Annotated in this window: 18 protein-coding genes and 1 tRNA gene; 12 read left to right on the forward strand and 7 right to left on the reverse strand. The window is 69.5% G+C overall.

Annotated features, from left to right (window positions below):
* Positions 1–4: 4 nt before the first annotated feature.
* Entirely contained in the window at positions 5–763 is a 759-nt protein-coding gene (locus DY023_RS15780; protein WP_116243300.1) for a DedA family protein, read from the reverse strand.
* A gap of 128 nt (positions 764–891) precedes the next feature.
* A tRNA-Leu gene (locus DY023_RS15785) sits at positions 892–973 on the reverse strand.
* A 79-nt stretch (positions 974–1052) separates the two neighbouring features.
* Here DY023_RS15785 and DY023_RS15790 point away from each other — a divergent pair.
* From DY023_RS15790 to DY023_RS15820, 7 genes are read left to right on the forward strand one after another with little or no spacing between them, the layout of a single operon-like run.
* Positions 1053–2195, forward strand: coding sequence for a TadA family conjugal transfer-associated ATPase (locus DY023_RS15790; protein WP_116243301.1), 1143 nt, complete (start codon positions 1053–1055; stop codon positions 2193–2195).
* Positions 2192–3049, forward strand: a complete 858-nt coding sequence (locus DY023_RS15795) for a type II secretion system F family protein (RefSeq protein WP_116243302.1) — start codon at positions 2192–2194, stop codon at positions 3047–3049. Before DY023_RS15790 ends, DY023_RS15795 begins: the two co-directional genes overlap by 4 nt.
* Entirely contained in the window at positions 3046–3984 is a 939-nt protein-coding gene (locus DY023_RS15800) for a type II secretion system F family protein (RefSeq protein WP_116243303.1), read from the forward strand. Before DY023_RS15795 ends, DY023_RS15800 begins: the two co-directional genes overlap by 4 nt.
* Before the next feature lie 20 nt (positions 3985–4004).
* Positions 4005–4193, forward strand: a complete 189-nt coding sequence (locus DY023_RS15805; protein ID WP_116243304.1) for a hypothetical protein — start codon at positions 4005–4007, stop codon at positions 4191–4193.
* Positions 4194–4247: 54 nt separating this feature from the next.
* Entirely contained in the window at positions 4248–4604 is a 357-nt protein-coding gene (locus DY023_RS15810; RefSeq protein WP_245958739.1) for a TadE/TadG family type IV pilus assembly protein, read from the forward strand.
* Positions 4573–5022 (forward strand): TadE family protein, encoded by a 450-nt coding sequence (locus DY023_RS15815; RefSeq protein ID WP_116243306.1) that lies wholly within the window; start codon positions 4573–4575, stop codon positions 5020–5022. Before DY023_RS15810 ends, DY023_RS15815 begins: the two co-directional genes overlap by 32 nt.
* Entirely contained in the window at positions 5019–5456 is a 438-nt protein-coding gene (locus DY023_RS15820; protein ID WP_116243307.1) for a pilus assembly protein TadG-related protein, read from the forward strand. The genes DY023_RS15815 and DY023_RS15820 overlap by 4 nt, the downstream gene beginning before the upstream one ends.
* 3 nt (positions 5457–5459) lie before the next feature.
* On the opposite strand, the gene DY023_RS15825 is transcribed toward DY023_RS15820, so the two are convergent.
* Entirely contained in the window at positions 5460–6719 is a 1260-nt protein-coding gene (locus DY023_RS15825) for an MFS transporter (RefSeq protein ID WP_181905873.1), read from the reverse strand.
* A 58-nt stretch (positions 6720–6777) separates the two neighbouring features.
* Between DY023_RS15825 and prfB the strand changes: the two genes are divergently transcribed.
* Positions 6778–7890 carry a peptide chain release factor 2 gene (prfB, locus tag DY023_RS15830; RefSeq protein ID WP_116243309.1) on the forward strand — a complete coding sequence of 371 codons (1113 nt, stop codon included), beginning with the start codon at positions 6778–6780 and terminating at the stop codon, positions 7888–7890.
* A gap of 6 nt (positions 7891–7896) precedes the next feature.
* Here prfB and DY023_RS18315 read toward each other — a convergent pair whose 3' ends face one another.
* Complete coding sequence (locus DY023_RS18315; RefSeq protein ID WP_245958740.1) at positions 7897–8844, reverse strand: DUF2510 domain-containing protein; 948 nt, start codon at positions 8842–8844, stop codon at positions 7897–7899.
* Between the two features lie 92 nt (positions 8845–8936).
* Positions 8937–9824, reverse strand: a complete 888-nt coding sequence (locus tag DY023_RS15840; protein WP_116243310.1) for a DUF2510 domain-containing protein — start codon at positions 9822–9824, stop codon at positions 8937–8939.
* A gap of 187 nt (positions 9825–10011) precedes the next feature.
* Here DY023_RS15840 and ftsE point away from each other — a divergent pair, with 187 nt between their 5' ends.
* The 3 genes from ftsE to smpB all read left to right on the forward strand — a co-directional run bounded on the left by ftsE (position 10012) and on the right by smpB (position 12504).
* Positions 10012–11037, forward strand: coding sequence for a cell division ATP-binding protein FtsE (gene ftsE, locus DY023_RS15845; RefSeq protein ID WP_116243311.1), 1026 nt, complete (start codon positions 10012–10014; stop codon positions 11035–11037).
* Complete coding sequence (gene ftsX / locus DY023_RS15850; RefSeq protein WP_116243312.1) at positions 11034–11948, forward strand: permease-like cell division protein FtsX; 915 nt, start codon at positions 11034–11036, stop codon at positions 11946–11948. Before ftsE ends, ftsX begins: the two co-directional genes overlap by 4 nt.
* 79 nt (positions 11949–12027) lie before the next feature.
* A complete protein-coding gene (smpB, locus tag DY023_RS15855; protein ID WP_116243313.1) occupies positions 12028–12504 on the forward strand; it encodes an SsrA-binding protein SmpB in 477 nt (158 codons plus the stop codon).
* Positions 12505–12513: 9 nt separating this feature from the next.
* Here smpB and DY023_RS15860 read toward each other — a convergent pair whose 3' ends face one another.
* Complete coding sequence (locus DY023_RS15860; protein ID WP_116243314.1) at positions 12514–14370, reverse strand: S9 family peptidase; 1857 nt, start codon at positions 14368–14370, stop codon at positions 12514–12516.
* Positions 14371–14616: 246 nt separating this feature from the next.
* Entirely contained in the window at positions 14617–15303 is a 687-nt protein-coding gene (gene lexA / locus DY023_RS15865) for a transcriptional repressor LexA (RefSeq protein WP_116243315.1), read from the reverse strand.
* A gap of 274 nt (positions 15304–15577) precedes the next feature.
* Here lexA and DY023_RS15870 point away from each other — a divergent pair, with 274 nt between their 5' ends.
* Entirely contained in the window at positions 15578–15934 is a 357-nt protein-coding gene (locus DY023_RS15870; protein WP_116243316.1) for a LysM peptidoglycan-binding domain-containing protein, read from the forward strand.
* Positions 15935–15953 lie beyond the last annotated feature (19 nt).

Raw genomic sequence — 15953 nt, forward strand, 5'->3', positions numbered from 1 at the left:
CGGGTCAGTGCTTGCCGTCGCCGTCGAAGTCGGGCGCGCGGTCGAAGACCTCGGGGTCCAGCGCCAGAGCCGACGTCTCCGGAGCGGTGATGCCGGCAGCGGCATCCCTCTCGGCCTCGATGCGCACCTTGCGGCGCTCCGAGAGGTAGTGCCAGACGGTGATCAGTGCGGTGCCGAGCACCGCGGCGATCAGGATCAGGTCGATGTACTCCTGCACGAAGTGGCTCAGCCACGGGATGTAGGCGATCACGTAGCCGAACATGGTCAGGCCGAAGCCCCAGAGGATCGCACCGATGAAGTTGTACAGCGTGTAGCGACGCCACGGCATGTGTCCGACGCCCGCCGCGACCGGGGCGAACGTGCGCACCATCGGAACGAAGCGCGCGAGCACGATCGTCAGGCCGCCGAAGCGCTCGAAGAACGCGTTCGTGCGCTCCACGTTCTTCATGCTGAACAGGCCCGATTCTTTGCGCTCGAAGACCGCGGGGCCTCCCTTGTGGCCGATGTAATAGCCCACCTCACCGCCGACGAACGCGGCGAGGGCGATCAGCAGCGCGACCACCCAGATGTTCACGCCGAAGATGTCGCTGGTGTGGGTGAGCAGGCCCGAGATCACCAGCAGTGTGTCGCCGGGCAGCAGGAAGCCCACCAGCAGACCGGTCTCGGCGAACACGATGAAGCACACGACGAGGAGAGCCCAGGGCCCCGCGCCGGCGATGATCGTCTCGGGGTCGAGCCAGGGAATGAGTCCGGCGTGGTGCAAAAGAGGCTCCCGTCGAAAGGCTGTGAAACGGGCATGCGGGTACGGCCGAAGAACGGCACCCCTGCCCGCGTTCCAGCATAGGGGCGTGAGGTGCCCGGCTGGCTGTGACTCTGCCTGACGACCCAGAGTGCGGAAGGTGGGACTCGAACCCACACGCCCGAAGGCACAGGAACCTAAATCCTGCGTGTCTACCGATTTCACCACTCCCGCGCGGCGTCAGTCAGTCTACTGTCGCGTGCCCTGTGGATAACTTTCGAGGCCGTTTCACGATTTCTGACACGATGCCCTCGTGAGTCATCCGTCCGTGGTCGTCGCCGAGCGCGTCAGGCGGCGCCTGCGCCTGGAGAACACCGATCCGTCCACGGCGCCCGAAGAGGCGCGGCGCATCGCACAGGCCGAAGTGCGTCGGCACAACGACCTGGCGCTCGCCCGCGGCGAGGTGTTCATCGACGACGAGCCGGCCCTGGTGCGTGACGTGCTGGCATCGGTGTCGGGCTTCGGGCCGCTGCAGCCGCTGCTCGACGACCCCGACATCGAGGAGATCATCATCAACGCGCCGGATCGGATCTTCGTGATCCGCGACGGTGAGAAGATCCGGCTCGACCTGCGCCTCACCGAGGTGATCGTGCGCGATCTCGTGGAGCGGATGCTGCACGCGACGGGGCGCCGGGTCGACATCAGCCAGCCCTTCGTGGACGCCTCGCTACCCGACGGCTCCCGGCTGCACGTGGCGATCGCAGACGTCGTGCGGGGGTCGTGGGCGGTCAACATCCGGAAGTTCCTGCCCCAGCACCGCACGCTCGACACCTTGGTCGCCGCGGGTTCGATGCCGCCGGACGTGGGGCGGATGCTGCGCGCGGCCGTCTCCGACGGACGGAGTATCATCGTGTCCGGTGCGACGCACGCCGGCAAGACCACGCTCCTCGGCGCGCTCCTGGCCACCTGCGCCCACGAACAGCGCATCATCACGGTCGAGGAGACCTTCGAGCTTGCGGTCGAGGGGCCCGACGTCGTGGCGCTGCAGGGCAGACAGGCGAGCCTGGAGGGCAACGGCGAGATCACGCTGCGCCGACTGGTCAAGGAGGCACTGCGCATGCGACCGGAGCGTCTGGTCGTCGGCGAGGTGCGCGACGCCGAGGCGCTCGACCTCGTGCTCGCACTGAACACGGGCGTGCCCGCGGCAGGAACCGTCCACGCGAATTCGGCGTCCGAGGCGCTGGACAAGCTCTGTCTGTTGCCGCTGCTGGCCGGACGCAACATCGACCGTGCGTTCATCGCCCCCGCGCTCGCCGCGTCGGTGTCGCTCGTCGTCCACGTCGTGCGGGATGCGGACGGGCGGCGACGCGTGGCCGAGATCCTGGCGCCGACCGGTGAGGTCTCAGACGGACGCATCCTCACCCGTCGCGTCTACCGGGCGGAGGGAGTCGCGTGACCCTGTTGCTCGGAGCAATGCTCGCCGCCGGGCTTGTGCTCGTCGCATCACCCTGGTTGTGGCCGGCGGGCGCACGACGCGAGCGGCCCCCGCGCGACGGGGCGCTGCTGCGCCTCCTCGGTGAATCCGGGTACGGCCGCACCTCGCCGCGAACGCTGATCGCGGTCATGATCGCCGCCGCGCTCGGCGCCGCGGCCATCGCATGGCTGTTGACGTCCCTTCCCGTGCTCGGCGTCCTCGCGGGTCTCGCGGGCGCTGTCGCACCGGTGCTGTATCTGCGGGGACGACGGTTGCGCCTGCGCAAGGCCCGGCGCCAGCTGTGGCCGGACGTGTGCGACCTGCTCGTCGCCGCGATCCGCGTGGGGTTGTCTCTGCCCGACGCCGTGGCCTCCCTCGCCGACACCGCACCGCAGGCGGTGCGTCCGGCTTTCGCCGTGTTCGCCCGCGACCTGCGGGCGACGGGTCGTTTCGAGACCAGCCTCGACCGGTTGAAGAGCACCCTGGCCGACCCCATCGCCGATCGCATCGTCGAGACGCTGCGCATGGCCCGCCAGGTGGGCGGAACGGAACTCACGGGCGTGCTGCGCGCACTCTCGTCATCGGTGCGCGCCGATGCCGCGCTTCGTGGCGAGGTGGAGGCGAGACAGTCCTGGATCCGCGGCGCCGCCGTACTCGGCAGCGTCGCGCCCTGGGTGATCCTGGCGCTTCTCGCGATGCGTCCGGAGGGGGCAAGGGCGTATTCGACTCCCGAAGGCGTGATGGTCATCTGCGTGGGGGCGATCGTGTCCGTGCTCGCCTACCGGATCATGCTCCGCATCGGGCGGCTGCCCGAACCAGGGCGGTGGTTCGGATGAGCGGCGTGACCGATGCCGCGATCGCAGTTCTCCTCGGCGGCGCGCTGGCCGCCGGGTTGATCTCGATCCTGTTCGCCCTCCCGCGCTGGCGCGCGCTGCCGCTGGACCGTCGCATCGCACCGTATGTGCGTGATGTCGTCCCCGACGAGTTGCTGCCGGCAGGGGTGCTGCCCAGCCCGGGGCTGCTCCCGGTCAGCGGCCGGCGGACTCGTGATCGTCTGCTGACCGGACTCGAGCGGATGCTGGGTGGAGGAGAGGCCCTGCGACAGCGGCTCTCCCAGGCCGGCGGCGATCAGCAGCCGGCGACGTTCCGGGCACGTCAGCTGGGCTGGACGCTCGCCGGACTCGCCGCAGGTGCGGCTGTCGTCATCGCGTTGGCGATGTCCGGGCGGCTGAGCGTGCCGACGGCGCTGCTGCCGATCATCGGCGCGGCCGTCGCCGCGATCGGCTACGACGCGCAGCTGACGGCTCGGGCGAAGGCACGTCGCGCGCGGCTGGCCGACGAGCTGCCGACGATGCTGGAGTTCCTCGCCCTGTGCCTGTCTGCGGGGGAGTCGCTGCCCGACGCGCTGAAGCGGGTCTCGTCGATCGGCACCGGCGAGCTGACCACCGAGCTGCGCAGGGTGGTGCTGTCGGTGAACACCGGCTCGCCCCTCGCGGACGCCCTCAGCGAGATGGCGAATCGTCTGCAGCTTCCCGCGCTGAGTCGCGCCGTCGATCAGCTGGTCGCAGCGCTGGAGCACGGCGCACCGCTGGCCGGAGTGCTGCAGGCGCAGGCCGGCGACGCACGTGAAGAGGCCAAACGTGTGCTCATCGAACAGGCGGGGCGCAAGGAGATCTTGATGCTTCTGCCGCTGGTCTTCCTGATTCTGCCCTTGAGCGTTCTGTTCGCCATCTACCCGGGGATGTTCATTCTGCGGCTCGGCCTCGGCTGAGTCACGATCGGAGGAGACACATGAAGACCATCAGACGCTGGTTCCGTGACGCCCAGGAGCTCGCCGCCGACGAACGCGGCGACGTGCCGGGATGGGTGCTCGTGACCTTGATGACGGCCGGCTTGGTCGTCTTGATCTGGGCCGTGGCCGGCCCGGCGCTGACCGACCTGTTCCAGCAGGCGATGTCCAGCGTCTCCGGCATCGGCTGAGCGCACATGGCGAGGCGGGAGTGGAAGCCGGCGGACGAACGAGGGTCGAGTCCGGTGGAGTTCGTGCTCGTCGGGGCCCTGCTCACCGCACTCACTCTCGCCGTCCTGCAGCTCGGTTTCGCCGTGTACGTGCGCAACGTCGTGCACGACGCCGCCGTGGAGGGTGCCCATCACGCCGCGCTCGCCGACACCTCCCTCAGTGAAGGCGCGGCACGCACCGAACAGGTCATCGCCAGGGCCGTCGGCACGGACTTCGCGGAGGACGTCGCCGTCGGCGAGAGCGGATCGCTCTGGCATCCGACCGTCGTCGTCCGAGTGCGCGCGACCCTGCCGGTGATCGGCCTGATCGGCATTCCGTACGCGATGGAGGTGGAAGCGCATGCGCCGGTGGAGACTCTGGGTGAAGGATGACGAGGGTTCGGCCGCTCTGGAGTTCATCACCGCAGGCATCCTGCTGCTCGTCCCGCTCGTGTACCTCGTGATCGCGCTCGGCGCCGTGCAGGAGCAGACCCTGGGCGCCGAGGCCGCGGCCCGGCACACGGCCCGCGCCATCAGCCAGGCCACGGACCAGGGCGCCGCGAACGCGCGCGCCGACGCCGTGCTCGCCAGCGTGCGGGACGAGTACGGGATGGACGACGTCGACGTCGCACTGGAATGTCTGCCCGCCGGCGACCCCTGCCCGAGGGCGGGAGCGACTGTCATCGTGAGGGTGTCCACGCGAGTGGCCCTGCCGTTCATGCCGCCCGTGGCCGGACTCGACCAGCTCACGGCGATCCCGATCGAGGCCTCCGCCGCGCAGAAGGCCTCCCGACTGTGGGGCGCGGAATGACCCGCTTCGCGCGGCTCCGCCGCGACCTCGCGGACGACGAGGAAGGCAGCATCCTGCCGCTCATCCTCGGCTACGTGCTGCTCGCGATCGCCGTGATCTTCGTCTGCGTGTGCGCGACCGACATGTACATCGCCCAGAAGCGCCTCGACGCGCTCGCCGACGCTGCTGCGCTCGCCGGCGCAGACGGCTTCAGCCTGACCGTCGAGGGCGACGGGGTCCGTGCTGAGCTCACCGACGATCTGATCCGCGAGCAGGCCTCGGCGATCGTGTCCGCGACGGCACCTGACGCCGCGCTCGTGTCGGCCACGAGCCCCGACGGCGTCTCGGCCCGGGTGACGGTCGCCGCGGAGTGGCATCCGCCGCTGTTCTCGCCGTTCGTGCCCGACGGCGTGCCGCTGCGCGCCACCGCCACCAGCCGCACGGCGCTGCAGTGAGCCTCAGGACGGTGGCCGCGGGGCGAATCGCGGAATCCACCGGATGAATCCGGCCGCGCCGAGCAGACCGACCACGCCCATCGCGGCCGCCGCGAACGGCAGGGCGAACAGCGCTGTGATCGCCGACACGAGCAGCGGGGCGATCGCGCCACCGGCATCCGTCAATGTGCGCCACGAGCCCAGGTAGGCGGCGGGGTCGCGCTGCGGGGCGGTGTCGGCGCCGAGCGTGAGCAGGATGCCGCTGGAGAGGCCGTTGCCCACGCCGAGCACCGCCGCCAGCATGCCGAACCACAGCGTCGCCGAGTCCAGGTCGTGCGTCAGCGACAGCACGAGGAAGCCGCAGCCCATCAGGATCATCGCCGGCATGGCCGCCCACAGCCGCCCGAACCGGTCCATCACCTGGCCGCTGGCGTAGAACAGCGCGAAGTCGATCGCCCCCGAGACGCCGACCACCAGCGCGATCGTCTGCGCATCGAGGCCGAGCGACACACCCCACAGCGGCAGCACCACCTGTCGGGTGGAGCGCGCGGCCGACAGCGCCGCCGCAGCCAACCCGAGCCTGCTCAGCACCCCGCGGTTCTCCCACATCGTGCGGAACACCCCACCGGGCGCGGTCGGGATGCCGCCGGTGACCGCCTCGCCGGTGTCCTCCCGCATCCGCTCGTCCGCGACCGGAACGGGGGCGAACTCCTTCTCGGGGTCCGGACCGAACGTGACCAGCGCGACCATGGCGATCAGGCACACCAGGAGGAACCAGATGGCGGCGTACTCGGTGCGGAACAGCCCCAGCAGCGCGGCGGCGACGAACGGGCCGATGAACACGCCCAGCCGGTAGCTGCCGCCCAGCAGCGACAGCGCCCTGGCACGGAACTCCAACGGAACCCTGGTGGTCATGAACGCATGCCTGGCGAGGCCGAACGCGGCGGCGCAGAATCCGAGCAGGAAGACGGATGCGGTGAATCCCCACAGCACGGGGGAGAGCAGCATGCCCGCCGCGGCGCCCATCGACACGATGCCGGCGATCACCATGGACCAGCGCTCGCCGAGCCTGGCGACCGCCCAGCCCGCGGGCAGATTTCCGCAAAGCTGGCCGACCACCAGCGCGGATGCGACCAGCGCGGCGAAGGCCACGTCGGCACCCAGCCGTGACGCGATGATCGGGATCAGCGGGATGACCGCACCCTCGCCGAGCGAGAACAGCAGCGTCGGCGCGTACACCATCGGCCCGAACTGTCTCAGGACCGATCCCGCACTTGTGCTCATCTCTCTCACGGTACCGGCATCGGGATATCGGACCGCGCGGCGGTAGGCTGGTGGGACCATGCTCGAACTCGATCTCTCCGCCGACATCCAGGCCCTGCGACTCACCTTCGGCGACATCCGCGAGGTCGTCGACGTCTCCCGATTGCGCGACGAGATCGCGCGACTCAGCGAAGAGGCCGGCGCCCCCGACCTCTGGGACGACACCGAGCGCGCCCAGAAGGTCACCAGCGCCCTCAGCCACCGTCAGTCCGAACTCGCACGCATCGAGGGCATCGCCCGGCGCCTGGACGACCTCGAAGTGCTCGTCGACCTCGCCAACGAGATGGGCGACGAGGACTCCGCACAGGAGGCCCGCACCGAGCTCGCCGCACTGACCGACACCATCAACCAGCTCGAGGTGCAGACGCTGCTCGACGGCGAGTACGACGAGCGCGCGGCCATCGTGACCATCCGCTCGGGTGCCGGCGGCGACGACGCCACCGACTTCGCCGAGATGCTCATGCGCATGTACCTGCGCTGGGCCGAGCGCCACAAGTACCCCGTCAAGGTGATGGACACCTCCTACGCCGAGGGCGCCGGCATCAAGTCCGCCACCTTCGAGATCGACGCACCGTATGCGTTCGGCACCGTCTCGGTCGAGGCCGGCACGCACCGCCTCGCCCGCATCAGCCCGTTCGGCTCCGCAGACAAGCGTCAGACCTCCTTCGCCGCGGTCGAGGTCATCCCGCTCATGGAGGAGGCCACCGAGGTCGACATCCCCGAGGGCGACATCCGCGTCGACGTCTTCCGCTCGTCGGGCCCCGGCGGCCAGTCCGTCAACACCACCGATTCGGCCGTGCGCATCACGCACCTTCCCACCGGCATCGTGGTCTCGATGCAGAACGAGAAGTCGCAGATCCAGAACCGCGCCGCCGCCATGCGCGTGCTGCAGACCCGCCTGCTGCTGCTGCAGAAGGAGGAGGAGGCCGCGAAGAAGAAGGAGCTCGCAGGCAACATCACCGCGAGCTGGGGCGACCAGATGCGCTCCTACTTCCTCTACGGTCAGCAGCTGGTCAAGGACCTGCGCACCGGCTACGAGTCGGGCAACCCGGCGAACGTGTTCGACGGCGACCTGGACGGCTTCATCTCGGCCGGCATCCGCTGGCGCAAGCGTCGCGACGAGGACGACTGATCCGGATCAGCGCGCCGCGCCCTGCAGACTGCCGGTGACGACGTTGCCTGCAGGGTCGTAGACGACGCACTGCACGGTGCGGTCGTCGCCGTAGTCCCAGGTGTCCTCGTTCGGCCAGAACCCGTAGAAGTCCAGTTCGGAGTCCTCGAACGCGATCCCGACGAAGCCGGTGAACGCCTCGCGGCACGCCTTCGTGGCCTCGAGTTCCGTCGCCTTGTCGCCGGGGAACTCGTCCTGTGTCATCTCGTACTCGTGGTACACCTCTTCCGAGTGCAGCCAGGTGCACGGCATGACCACGAGTTCACCGGTGTCCTCGTAGAACGGCTGGTCCGTGGGCAGGCAGTCGCCCACCTGCAGTTCCCACCAGTCGATGGTCTCCGATCCGGGCGGTGCCGTTGCGGCCGGCGGCTCCGCCGATTCCTCTGGCAGCGGCCAGGTGCTCGTCGGGTCTTCGTCGAAGCGGTCGAAGGAGCCGCTCACGAACGTGACGAACAGCACGACGAAGGCGATCATCACGCCGATGCCCGAGACGATCAGTCCGGTGATGCCAGGCCATCGGGCGCCGGGGCGGACCAGCGCGACGATCGACAGCACGATCGCGGCGAGGAGCACCAGCAGACCGACGCCGACCACAGGCGGGATGCACGCGAGCGCGAGACCGGCGATCGACAGCCCGAATCCGATCCAGCCGGGCACGGACGGCCGACGAGGGGCAGGTCCGACCGGTGCAGCAGTGTAGGTCACGGTCTGCGGCGTGCCTGCGTATCCGGATGCCGCGGGGTCCGTGCCCGACAGCGACCACTGATCACCCGCCCCGGCATCCGCGATGTAGGGCGGTTCGAAGGCGGGGACAGGGGCTGCGTCGACCGGCGCGAAATGCGCGGTCCACTGTGCGCCGTCCCACCAGCGCTGGCGACCGGAACCGTCGTCGTACCAGCCTGCGGGGATGCTCATGGCTCATCTTCGCACGGAGAAGGCGCCGCGGACACGACGAAGGGCCCGGAGAACCGGGCCCTTCGTGACGGGTCTCTGGTCGCCGAGGCGGCTCAGCGCAGGGCGCAGGTCGGCGCGGCGTCGATCAGCTCCTGCCCGAACGCCGACAGCGCCTCCGCGTCGGTGAGTGCCGGCTCGCCGGAGGCGATCACCTGCAGCACGTCGTCGGGGATGTCGGAGGCGACGAACTCCTCACCGAAGCACAGCAGCTGGGAGTCGGTGAAGGTCTCGGTCGTGCCGGTCCCGGCGATGATGACCTCGACGCCCGCAGCGACCTCCTCAGCCGTCGGACGACCCGTGCTCGACGAGGAATCGGTGTCGTCACCCGTCGTGTCGTCCGTGCCCTCGGACGGGGTGTCCGAGCTGCTGCTGTCGGACGAGCCGTCGTAGGTGTTCACCTGATTGAGAGCGAACACGAGCAGGCCCGTGAAGACGGCGGCCACGACCAGGCCGACGATGGAGACCACCAGGCCGACGATGCCGGGCCACTTGGCGCCCTTCATGAACAGGACGATGATCGACAGCACGAGGCCCACGAACGGCAGGAACGGACCCACGAACGGGATCCAGCACAGCAGCAGGCCGAGGATGGCGATGCCGAAGGCGATCCAGGCGAGCACCGTGGGCTTCTTCTTCTCCGGACCGCCGGGGACACCGCCGACGGGGTACGCGCTCGGCGTGTAGGCGCCGGGATACGCGGACCCCGTGTCCTGGCCGGTCAGCGGGTAGCCGTCCGCCGCGAACCCGGGGCTCTGCTGCCCGGCGGGCTCCGGGACGCCTGCTGCGGCCAGTTCTGCGGACAGGTCCTGCTGCAGCGAACCGGCCGACGTCGGTGCGCCGCTCTCGAACTGCTCGGGCGCGAACTGATCGGTCCACTGCGCGCCGTCCCACCAGCGCTGCCGGCCGGAGCCGTCGTCGTACCAACCTGCGGGAATGCTCATGATGCTCCTCGTCGCGCCGTCGATGCCGGCGCCGATCCTCCGTGTCGGGCGGAATCGCCCCGTGTACGTGTATATCAGCAGCGCGGGACCGCAGCCATGGGCAGCGCTGCCCGTCGGGGCGGCGGTCCGCACGCGGGGGAGTGTCGCTGAGAGCCTGTGCGTCGGGCCCGCTTAGGCTCGAATGGCCATGATCCGATTCGAGAACGTCACCAAACGGTACCGCGGCACCAAGCGTCCCGCCCTGGACGAGGTCGACTTCGAGGTGGAGCGGGGCGAGTTCGTCTTCCTCGTGGGAGCCTCGGGGTCGGGCAAGTCCACCTGCCTCCGCCTCATCCTGCGCGAGGACGTGCCCACCACCGGCCGCGTCGCCGTGCTGGGCCGCGACCTGCGCTCGCTGGCCAACCGCAAGGTGCCGTACTTCCGGCGCAACATCGGCTCGGTGTTCCAGGACTTCCGCCTGCTGCCGTCGAAGACCGTCTATCAGAACGTCGCGTTCTCGCTTCAGGTGATCGGCTCCTCGCGCGGGTTCATCCAGCAGGCCGTCCCCGAGGCCCTCGCGCTGGTCGGCCTGGAGGGCAAGGAGAAGCGGATGCCGCACGAGCTCTCCGGCGGAGAGCAGCAGCGCGTCGCGATCGCCAGGGCGCTGGTCAACCGCCCGCAGATCCTGCTCGCCGACGAGCCGACTGGAAACCTCGACCCGGCGACCTCTGTCGGCATCATGCAGCTGCTGGCGCGGGTGAACGCCGGCGGCACCACTGTGCTGATGGCCACGCACGAGGCGGGCTTCGTCGACCAGATGCAGCGCCGTGTCATCGAGCTGCAGGACGGCGTGATGGTCCGCGACGAGAGCAGCGGCGGCTACGGTGACACCTCGAACATCCCCCGGCTCACGCCCGAAGTGCTGCGCGGCGCGGCGGCGACCGCCGCGCTCACGGCCGTTCAGGAGGTGCAGCGGCAGACCGAGGCGGTTCCGGTGATCGTGCCGGATGCCCCGGAGACGGCGCCCTCACCGCCGGCGGAATCCGCTCCGGAACCGTCCGCCGACCAGGCGCCGCCCGCAGCTCCCGAGCCCACTGCTCCCGCGCTCCCGCCGGACGGGCATGCCCCTCGCACGCATCCGATCGTCCTTCCCGATGTCGACGTCGCCGAACTCGGTGTCGCCGGCCGGCTCGGGCTGAGGGACGACGACGAGGAAGTGGGACCCACCTCGTGAACTTCGGACTCATCATCAAAGAGGCCCTCGGGGGGCTCCGCCGCAATCTGTCGATGGTGATCTCGGTCATCCTCGTCACCTTCGTGTCGCTGACCTTCGTCGGCGCCGCCATGCTGATGCAGACCCAGATCAGCACCATGAAGGCCTTCTGGGGCGAACGCGCCGAGGTCACCGTCTACCTGTGCTCGCCGTTGTCGACGACAGAGGGCTGCTCGGCCGGCGCAGCCACCCAGGACCAGATCGACGCCGTCGAGGCGCAGCTCGAGGGCGAGGCCCTGAAGTCGCTGATCAGCGATCTGCGCTTCGAGACCAAGGAGGAGGCCTTCGAGGACTTCGTCGATCAGTTCGGACAGGAGCAGGCGGACGTCTACGGCGTCGAAGCGATGTCCGAGTCGTTCCGGGTGACGCTCGAGGACCCCGCGAAGTCCGACGTGATCACCGAAGCGGTGGGCGGCATGCCGGGCGTCGACGAGGTCAACGACCAGCGCAAACTGCTCGACCCGCTGTTCTCGGCGCTGACCGTCGCCACCTACATCGCCGTCGGCATCGCCGTGCTGATGCTCATCGCGGCTGTGCTGCTGATCGCCACCACCATCCGGCTGTCGGCCTACGCCCGGCGCAAGGAGATCGGCATCATGCGCCTGGTCGGCGCCTCCAACCGTGCCATCCAGACGCCGTTCGTGCTCGAGGGTGTGTTCTCGGCGTTCATCGGATCGGTGCTCGCGGGAATCGCCGTGCTCGCCGGGGTGAAGTTCGGAGTCGAGGGCTACCTCGCCGAGCGGGTGCCGTTCATGCGCCCGCTGGTGGGCATGCAGGATGCGGTGTTCGTAGTGCCCGTGCTGATCGGCATCGGCGTGCTGCTGGCCGCGTTGTCCGCCGGATTCGCGATCCGTCGCTGGCTGCGCACCTGAGTGCGTGGTCCGGGCCGGCGAGCTTCTGAGCTAGACTGATCGGCTGGCCCGGAGCGGGCCTGCGGAAACAGGAGACATCATGCCCAGGGAACGCGGTGAGAAGGTCATCGCGACCAACCGTCGCGCACGCCACGACTACAACCTCGAGAAGTCGTACGAGGCGGGTCTCGTGCTCACCGGCACCGAGGTGAAGTCGCTGCGCCAGGGGCGCGCGAACCTCAGCGACGGCTATGCGTTCGTCAAGGGCGGCGAGGCATACCTCGACGCCGTGCACATTCCGGAGTACTCGCAGGGTCACTGGACGAACCACTCGGCCAAGCGCATCCGCAAGCTGCTGCTGCACCGCGAGGAGATCGCCAAGCTCGAGCACGCCGTGTCAGCGGGCGGTTACACGCTCATCCCGCTGCGGCTGTACTTCTCAGACGGGCGCGCCAAGGTCGAGATCGCCCTGGCCAAGGGCAAGCGCGAGTTCGACAAACGGCAGACCCTGCGCGAGCGTCAGGACAACCGCGAGGCCGAGCGCGCGATGCGCATGCGCAACCGCATGGGGGAGTGACTCCCGACCTCACGCCGGGGTGAACCCGAACGTCCGGCCGAGGAAGCGGAGCTCGGTCTCGAGGGACGTGATGATCGACTCGGCTGCGCGGAAGCCGTGCCCCTCGCCGGGGAACAGCACGTACTCGTGAGCCACGCCGCGCGAGGCGAGCGCGGCCGCGATCGCCTCCGACTGGGACGGGGGCACCACGCGATCCTCGCCGCCCTGCTCCAGCAGCACCGGTACGTCGATGCGGTCGGCGTTGGTCAGCGGTGAGCGGTCGATGTACACCTGCTCGGCCTCGGGCAGCGGACCGACCAGACCGGTGAGGTAGTGCTTCTCGAAGTCGTGCGTGTCGGCGGCCAGCATCCGCAGGTCTGCGACGCCGTACCGGCTGATCCCCGCGGAGAACACGCCACCGCGCACGAGCGCGCCGAGCACGGTCCACCCGCCTGCCGAGCCGCCGCGGATCGCGATGCGGGCAGGGTCAGCGGCGCCGGACGCTGCGAGTCCCTCCGCGGCGGCGATCACGTCGTCCACGTCCACCACGCCCCATTGGCCGTCCAGCCGCTCGCGGTAGGCGCGGCCGTAGCCCGTGGAGCCGCCGTAGTTCACATCGAGCACGCCGATGCCACGGCTGGTCCAGTACGTGTATGCCGTCGATGCTGCGCCGCCGACGTGGGCGGTCGGGCCGCCGTGCACCATCACGATGTACGGCGGCAGCTCACCGTCCGGTGCCGAGGAATCCGGATTCGTCGGCGGGTAGTCGAACGCGTGCACGGGGCCGTGCGGGCCGTCGAACGTCACCGGCCGGGGCGTCACGACCCAATCCCGATCGACCGGTGCGCCGCCGCGCACGGCGAAGCTCTCGCCGGTCGCGGTGTCGAGCAGCCACAGGCCGCGATCGACGGTCGCGCCGGTACCGGAGACCAGGATCCGGCTGCCTGCGGCATCGTCGATGCTCGCCTCGCTCGTGACGGGCAGCGGCAGGCGCGCGCTCGCACCGTCGCGTTCGATCAGCACGATCTCGTCTGCACCGTTGGTGCGCACTGCGGCGATCCTGCCGTCGTCCAGGGGGCGGTACCAGCGGCTGCCGAGCACCCACAGGCCGCCGCCGGTGTCGGCATCTGCGGGATACGTCGTCCGAGAGAGCACATGCAGGCCGTCCAGCTCGATCCGCTCCAGGTTCCACCTTCCGGACGGGTCGTCCAGGAACAGCAGCTCGTGCTCGGAGGTCCACTCCGGCTGCAGCGCGGTGCTGCTCGCGATCGTGGCGATCTCATCGGTGTCGATCGTCGCGATGTGAAGCAGGCACTGCTCCCACGGCATCCGGATCGTGCTCCATTGCACCCAGGCGAGCCGGGTGCCGTCCGGGGAGAGCGCGGGGTGAGCGACGAAGCCGCTGGTCGCGACGAGGACGCGCACGGCGCGCTCCTCCTCGGCCGCCGAGCCGTCGAGCGGGACCTCCACGATCGCCCTTGCGTGCTGGTCCGGTCGCAGATCCTCGCGCACCGCGAACAGCCGCCCCTGCTGCACCGAGAGGCCGCCGTACTGGGAACCAGGCGCAGTGAGCGGCTCGGGAACGCCGCCGCGCGGCATCCGATAGACGCGCTGATCGCCGCCGTCGACGAAGAACAGCGTGCCGGAGGCATCCGCCGTCCAGGCACCACCGCCGTACTCATGCACGCGCGATCGTGCGTTCCACGGGGCGGGAAGGATCTCCTCCCCGGTCGAACTGCGCACGGTGACGCGGCCGCTCTCGGCGGGGACGGACTCGCCCCACCAGATCTCGTCGCCGACGAACCGTGCACCCTCGATCCGGGGCGACGCGGCCGCCATGCTCGCGGCGTCGAAGGGGGAGGACCAGGTGCCGTACGGGGATGCCATGACTCGAGCGTAGGACGCTGCGACTCACGGCGTCACGCACCATGCGGGTCGTACGCGCGCTGCTCCAGGTGTACAAACTGTGCGGCGCGCTCGTGCTCGCGCTGCACGTTGCTGTTCGCGCTGCACGTTGCTGTTCGCGCTGCATGTTGCTGTTCGCGCTGCATCCTTCTGCTCGCGCGGCGCGGATATGCGTAGCGCGAGCCGCGCTCTGTAGCGCGAGCAGGACTCAGCAGCGCGAGCGGGCGCTCAGACCGCGCGGAGCACCGCGACGACCTTGCCGAGCACGACGGCGTCGTCGCCGAGGATCGGCTCGAAGGACGAGTTGCGGGGCAGCAGCCAGGTGTGTCCGTCGCGCTGGCGGAAGGTCTTCACCGTCGCCTCGCCGTCGAGCATCGCCGCGACGATCTCGCCGTTCTCGGCCGTGTGCTGGGAGCGCACGACGACCCAGTCGCCGTCGCAGATGGCGGCGTCGATCATCGACTCGCCGTTGACCTTGAGCATGAACAGCTCGCCCTTGCCCACCAGCTGGCGGGGCAGCGGGAAGATCTCCTCGACCTGCTGCTCGGCGGTGATCGGCACACCGGCGGCGATCTGGCCGACCAGCGGGACCAGCGCTGCGTCGCCGACGGGGGGAGCGGTGTCGGCGGGGTTCTCGGTGCTCGAGCCCGGAAGGTCGATCAGCACCTCCATGGCGCGGGTCTTGCCCGGGTCGCGGCGCAGGTAGCCGCTCAGCTCGAGCTGGCCGAGCTGATGGGTGACGCTGGAGAGGGACTTCAGACCGACGGCGTCGCCGATCTCGCGCATGCTCGGCGGATAGCCGTAGGTCGCGATAGAGGTCTGGATCACCTCGAGGATCGCCATCTGCTTCGCGCTCAGGCTCTTGCGGCGGCGGGTGCGCGGCACCTCGGATGCGTTGCCTGCGATGTCGCTCATCGGTGCTCCTTCGTGCGCCGGCCCACCGTGCTCCGCTGCGTGCCGATTCGAATGTCGGTGGTCCGTGGTGGGGTGTCGTTATCGAAACCGTATCCGAGAAGTCGCCGGAATCGGAAGATCTGTTCGAGCGTGTCGGCGAACTCGAGGGTGCGTATTTCGAAGAACGCTTGACAAGTATTCGATATCGAAGATAGCTTCGGAACACAGCTTCGCATCCGCCGTTCCCGGCCGAGCGGCGGATGCGAAAGCTGATACCACTGACGAGGAGCACGACATGAGCACCATCGGCATCGCCCCCACCCCGATCGTCGGCACGCGCACGCGGCTGCGGTTGACGCGGCGCGGACGCCGTGTGCTCAGCGCACTCGTCGCCGCTCCGATCGCATTCGCGATCGCCTACGCGGGCATCGCCGGGGGGTCGGCGCTCGCATCCGGTGAGCACGCTGCTCCGGTGCACTTCGAGACCGTCATGGTCATGCCGGGAGACACCCTGTGGTCGATCGCCGGAGAGATCGCGCCCGCTGCTGACCCTCGAGATGTGATCGACGAGATCAGCAGCCTGAACAACCTGCACGGCGGCGTGCTCCAGGTCGGTCAGGAACTGGCTGTCCCGCAGCGTTACACGGACTGATCGGCGAGGCGATCGCCAT

The organism is Microbacterium bovistercoris, from assembly GCF_003387575.1.
In the GTDB taxonomy this organism is placed as follows: Bacteria; Actinomycetota; Actinomycetes; order Actinomycetales; family Microbacteriaceae; genus Microbacterium; species Microbacterium bovistercoris.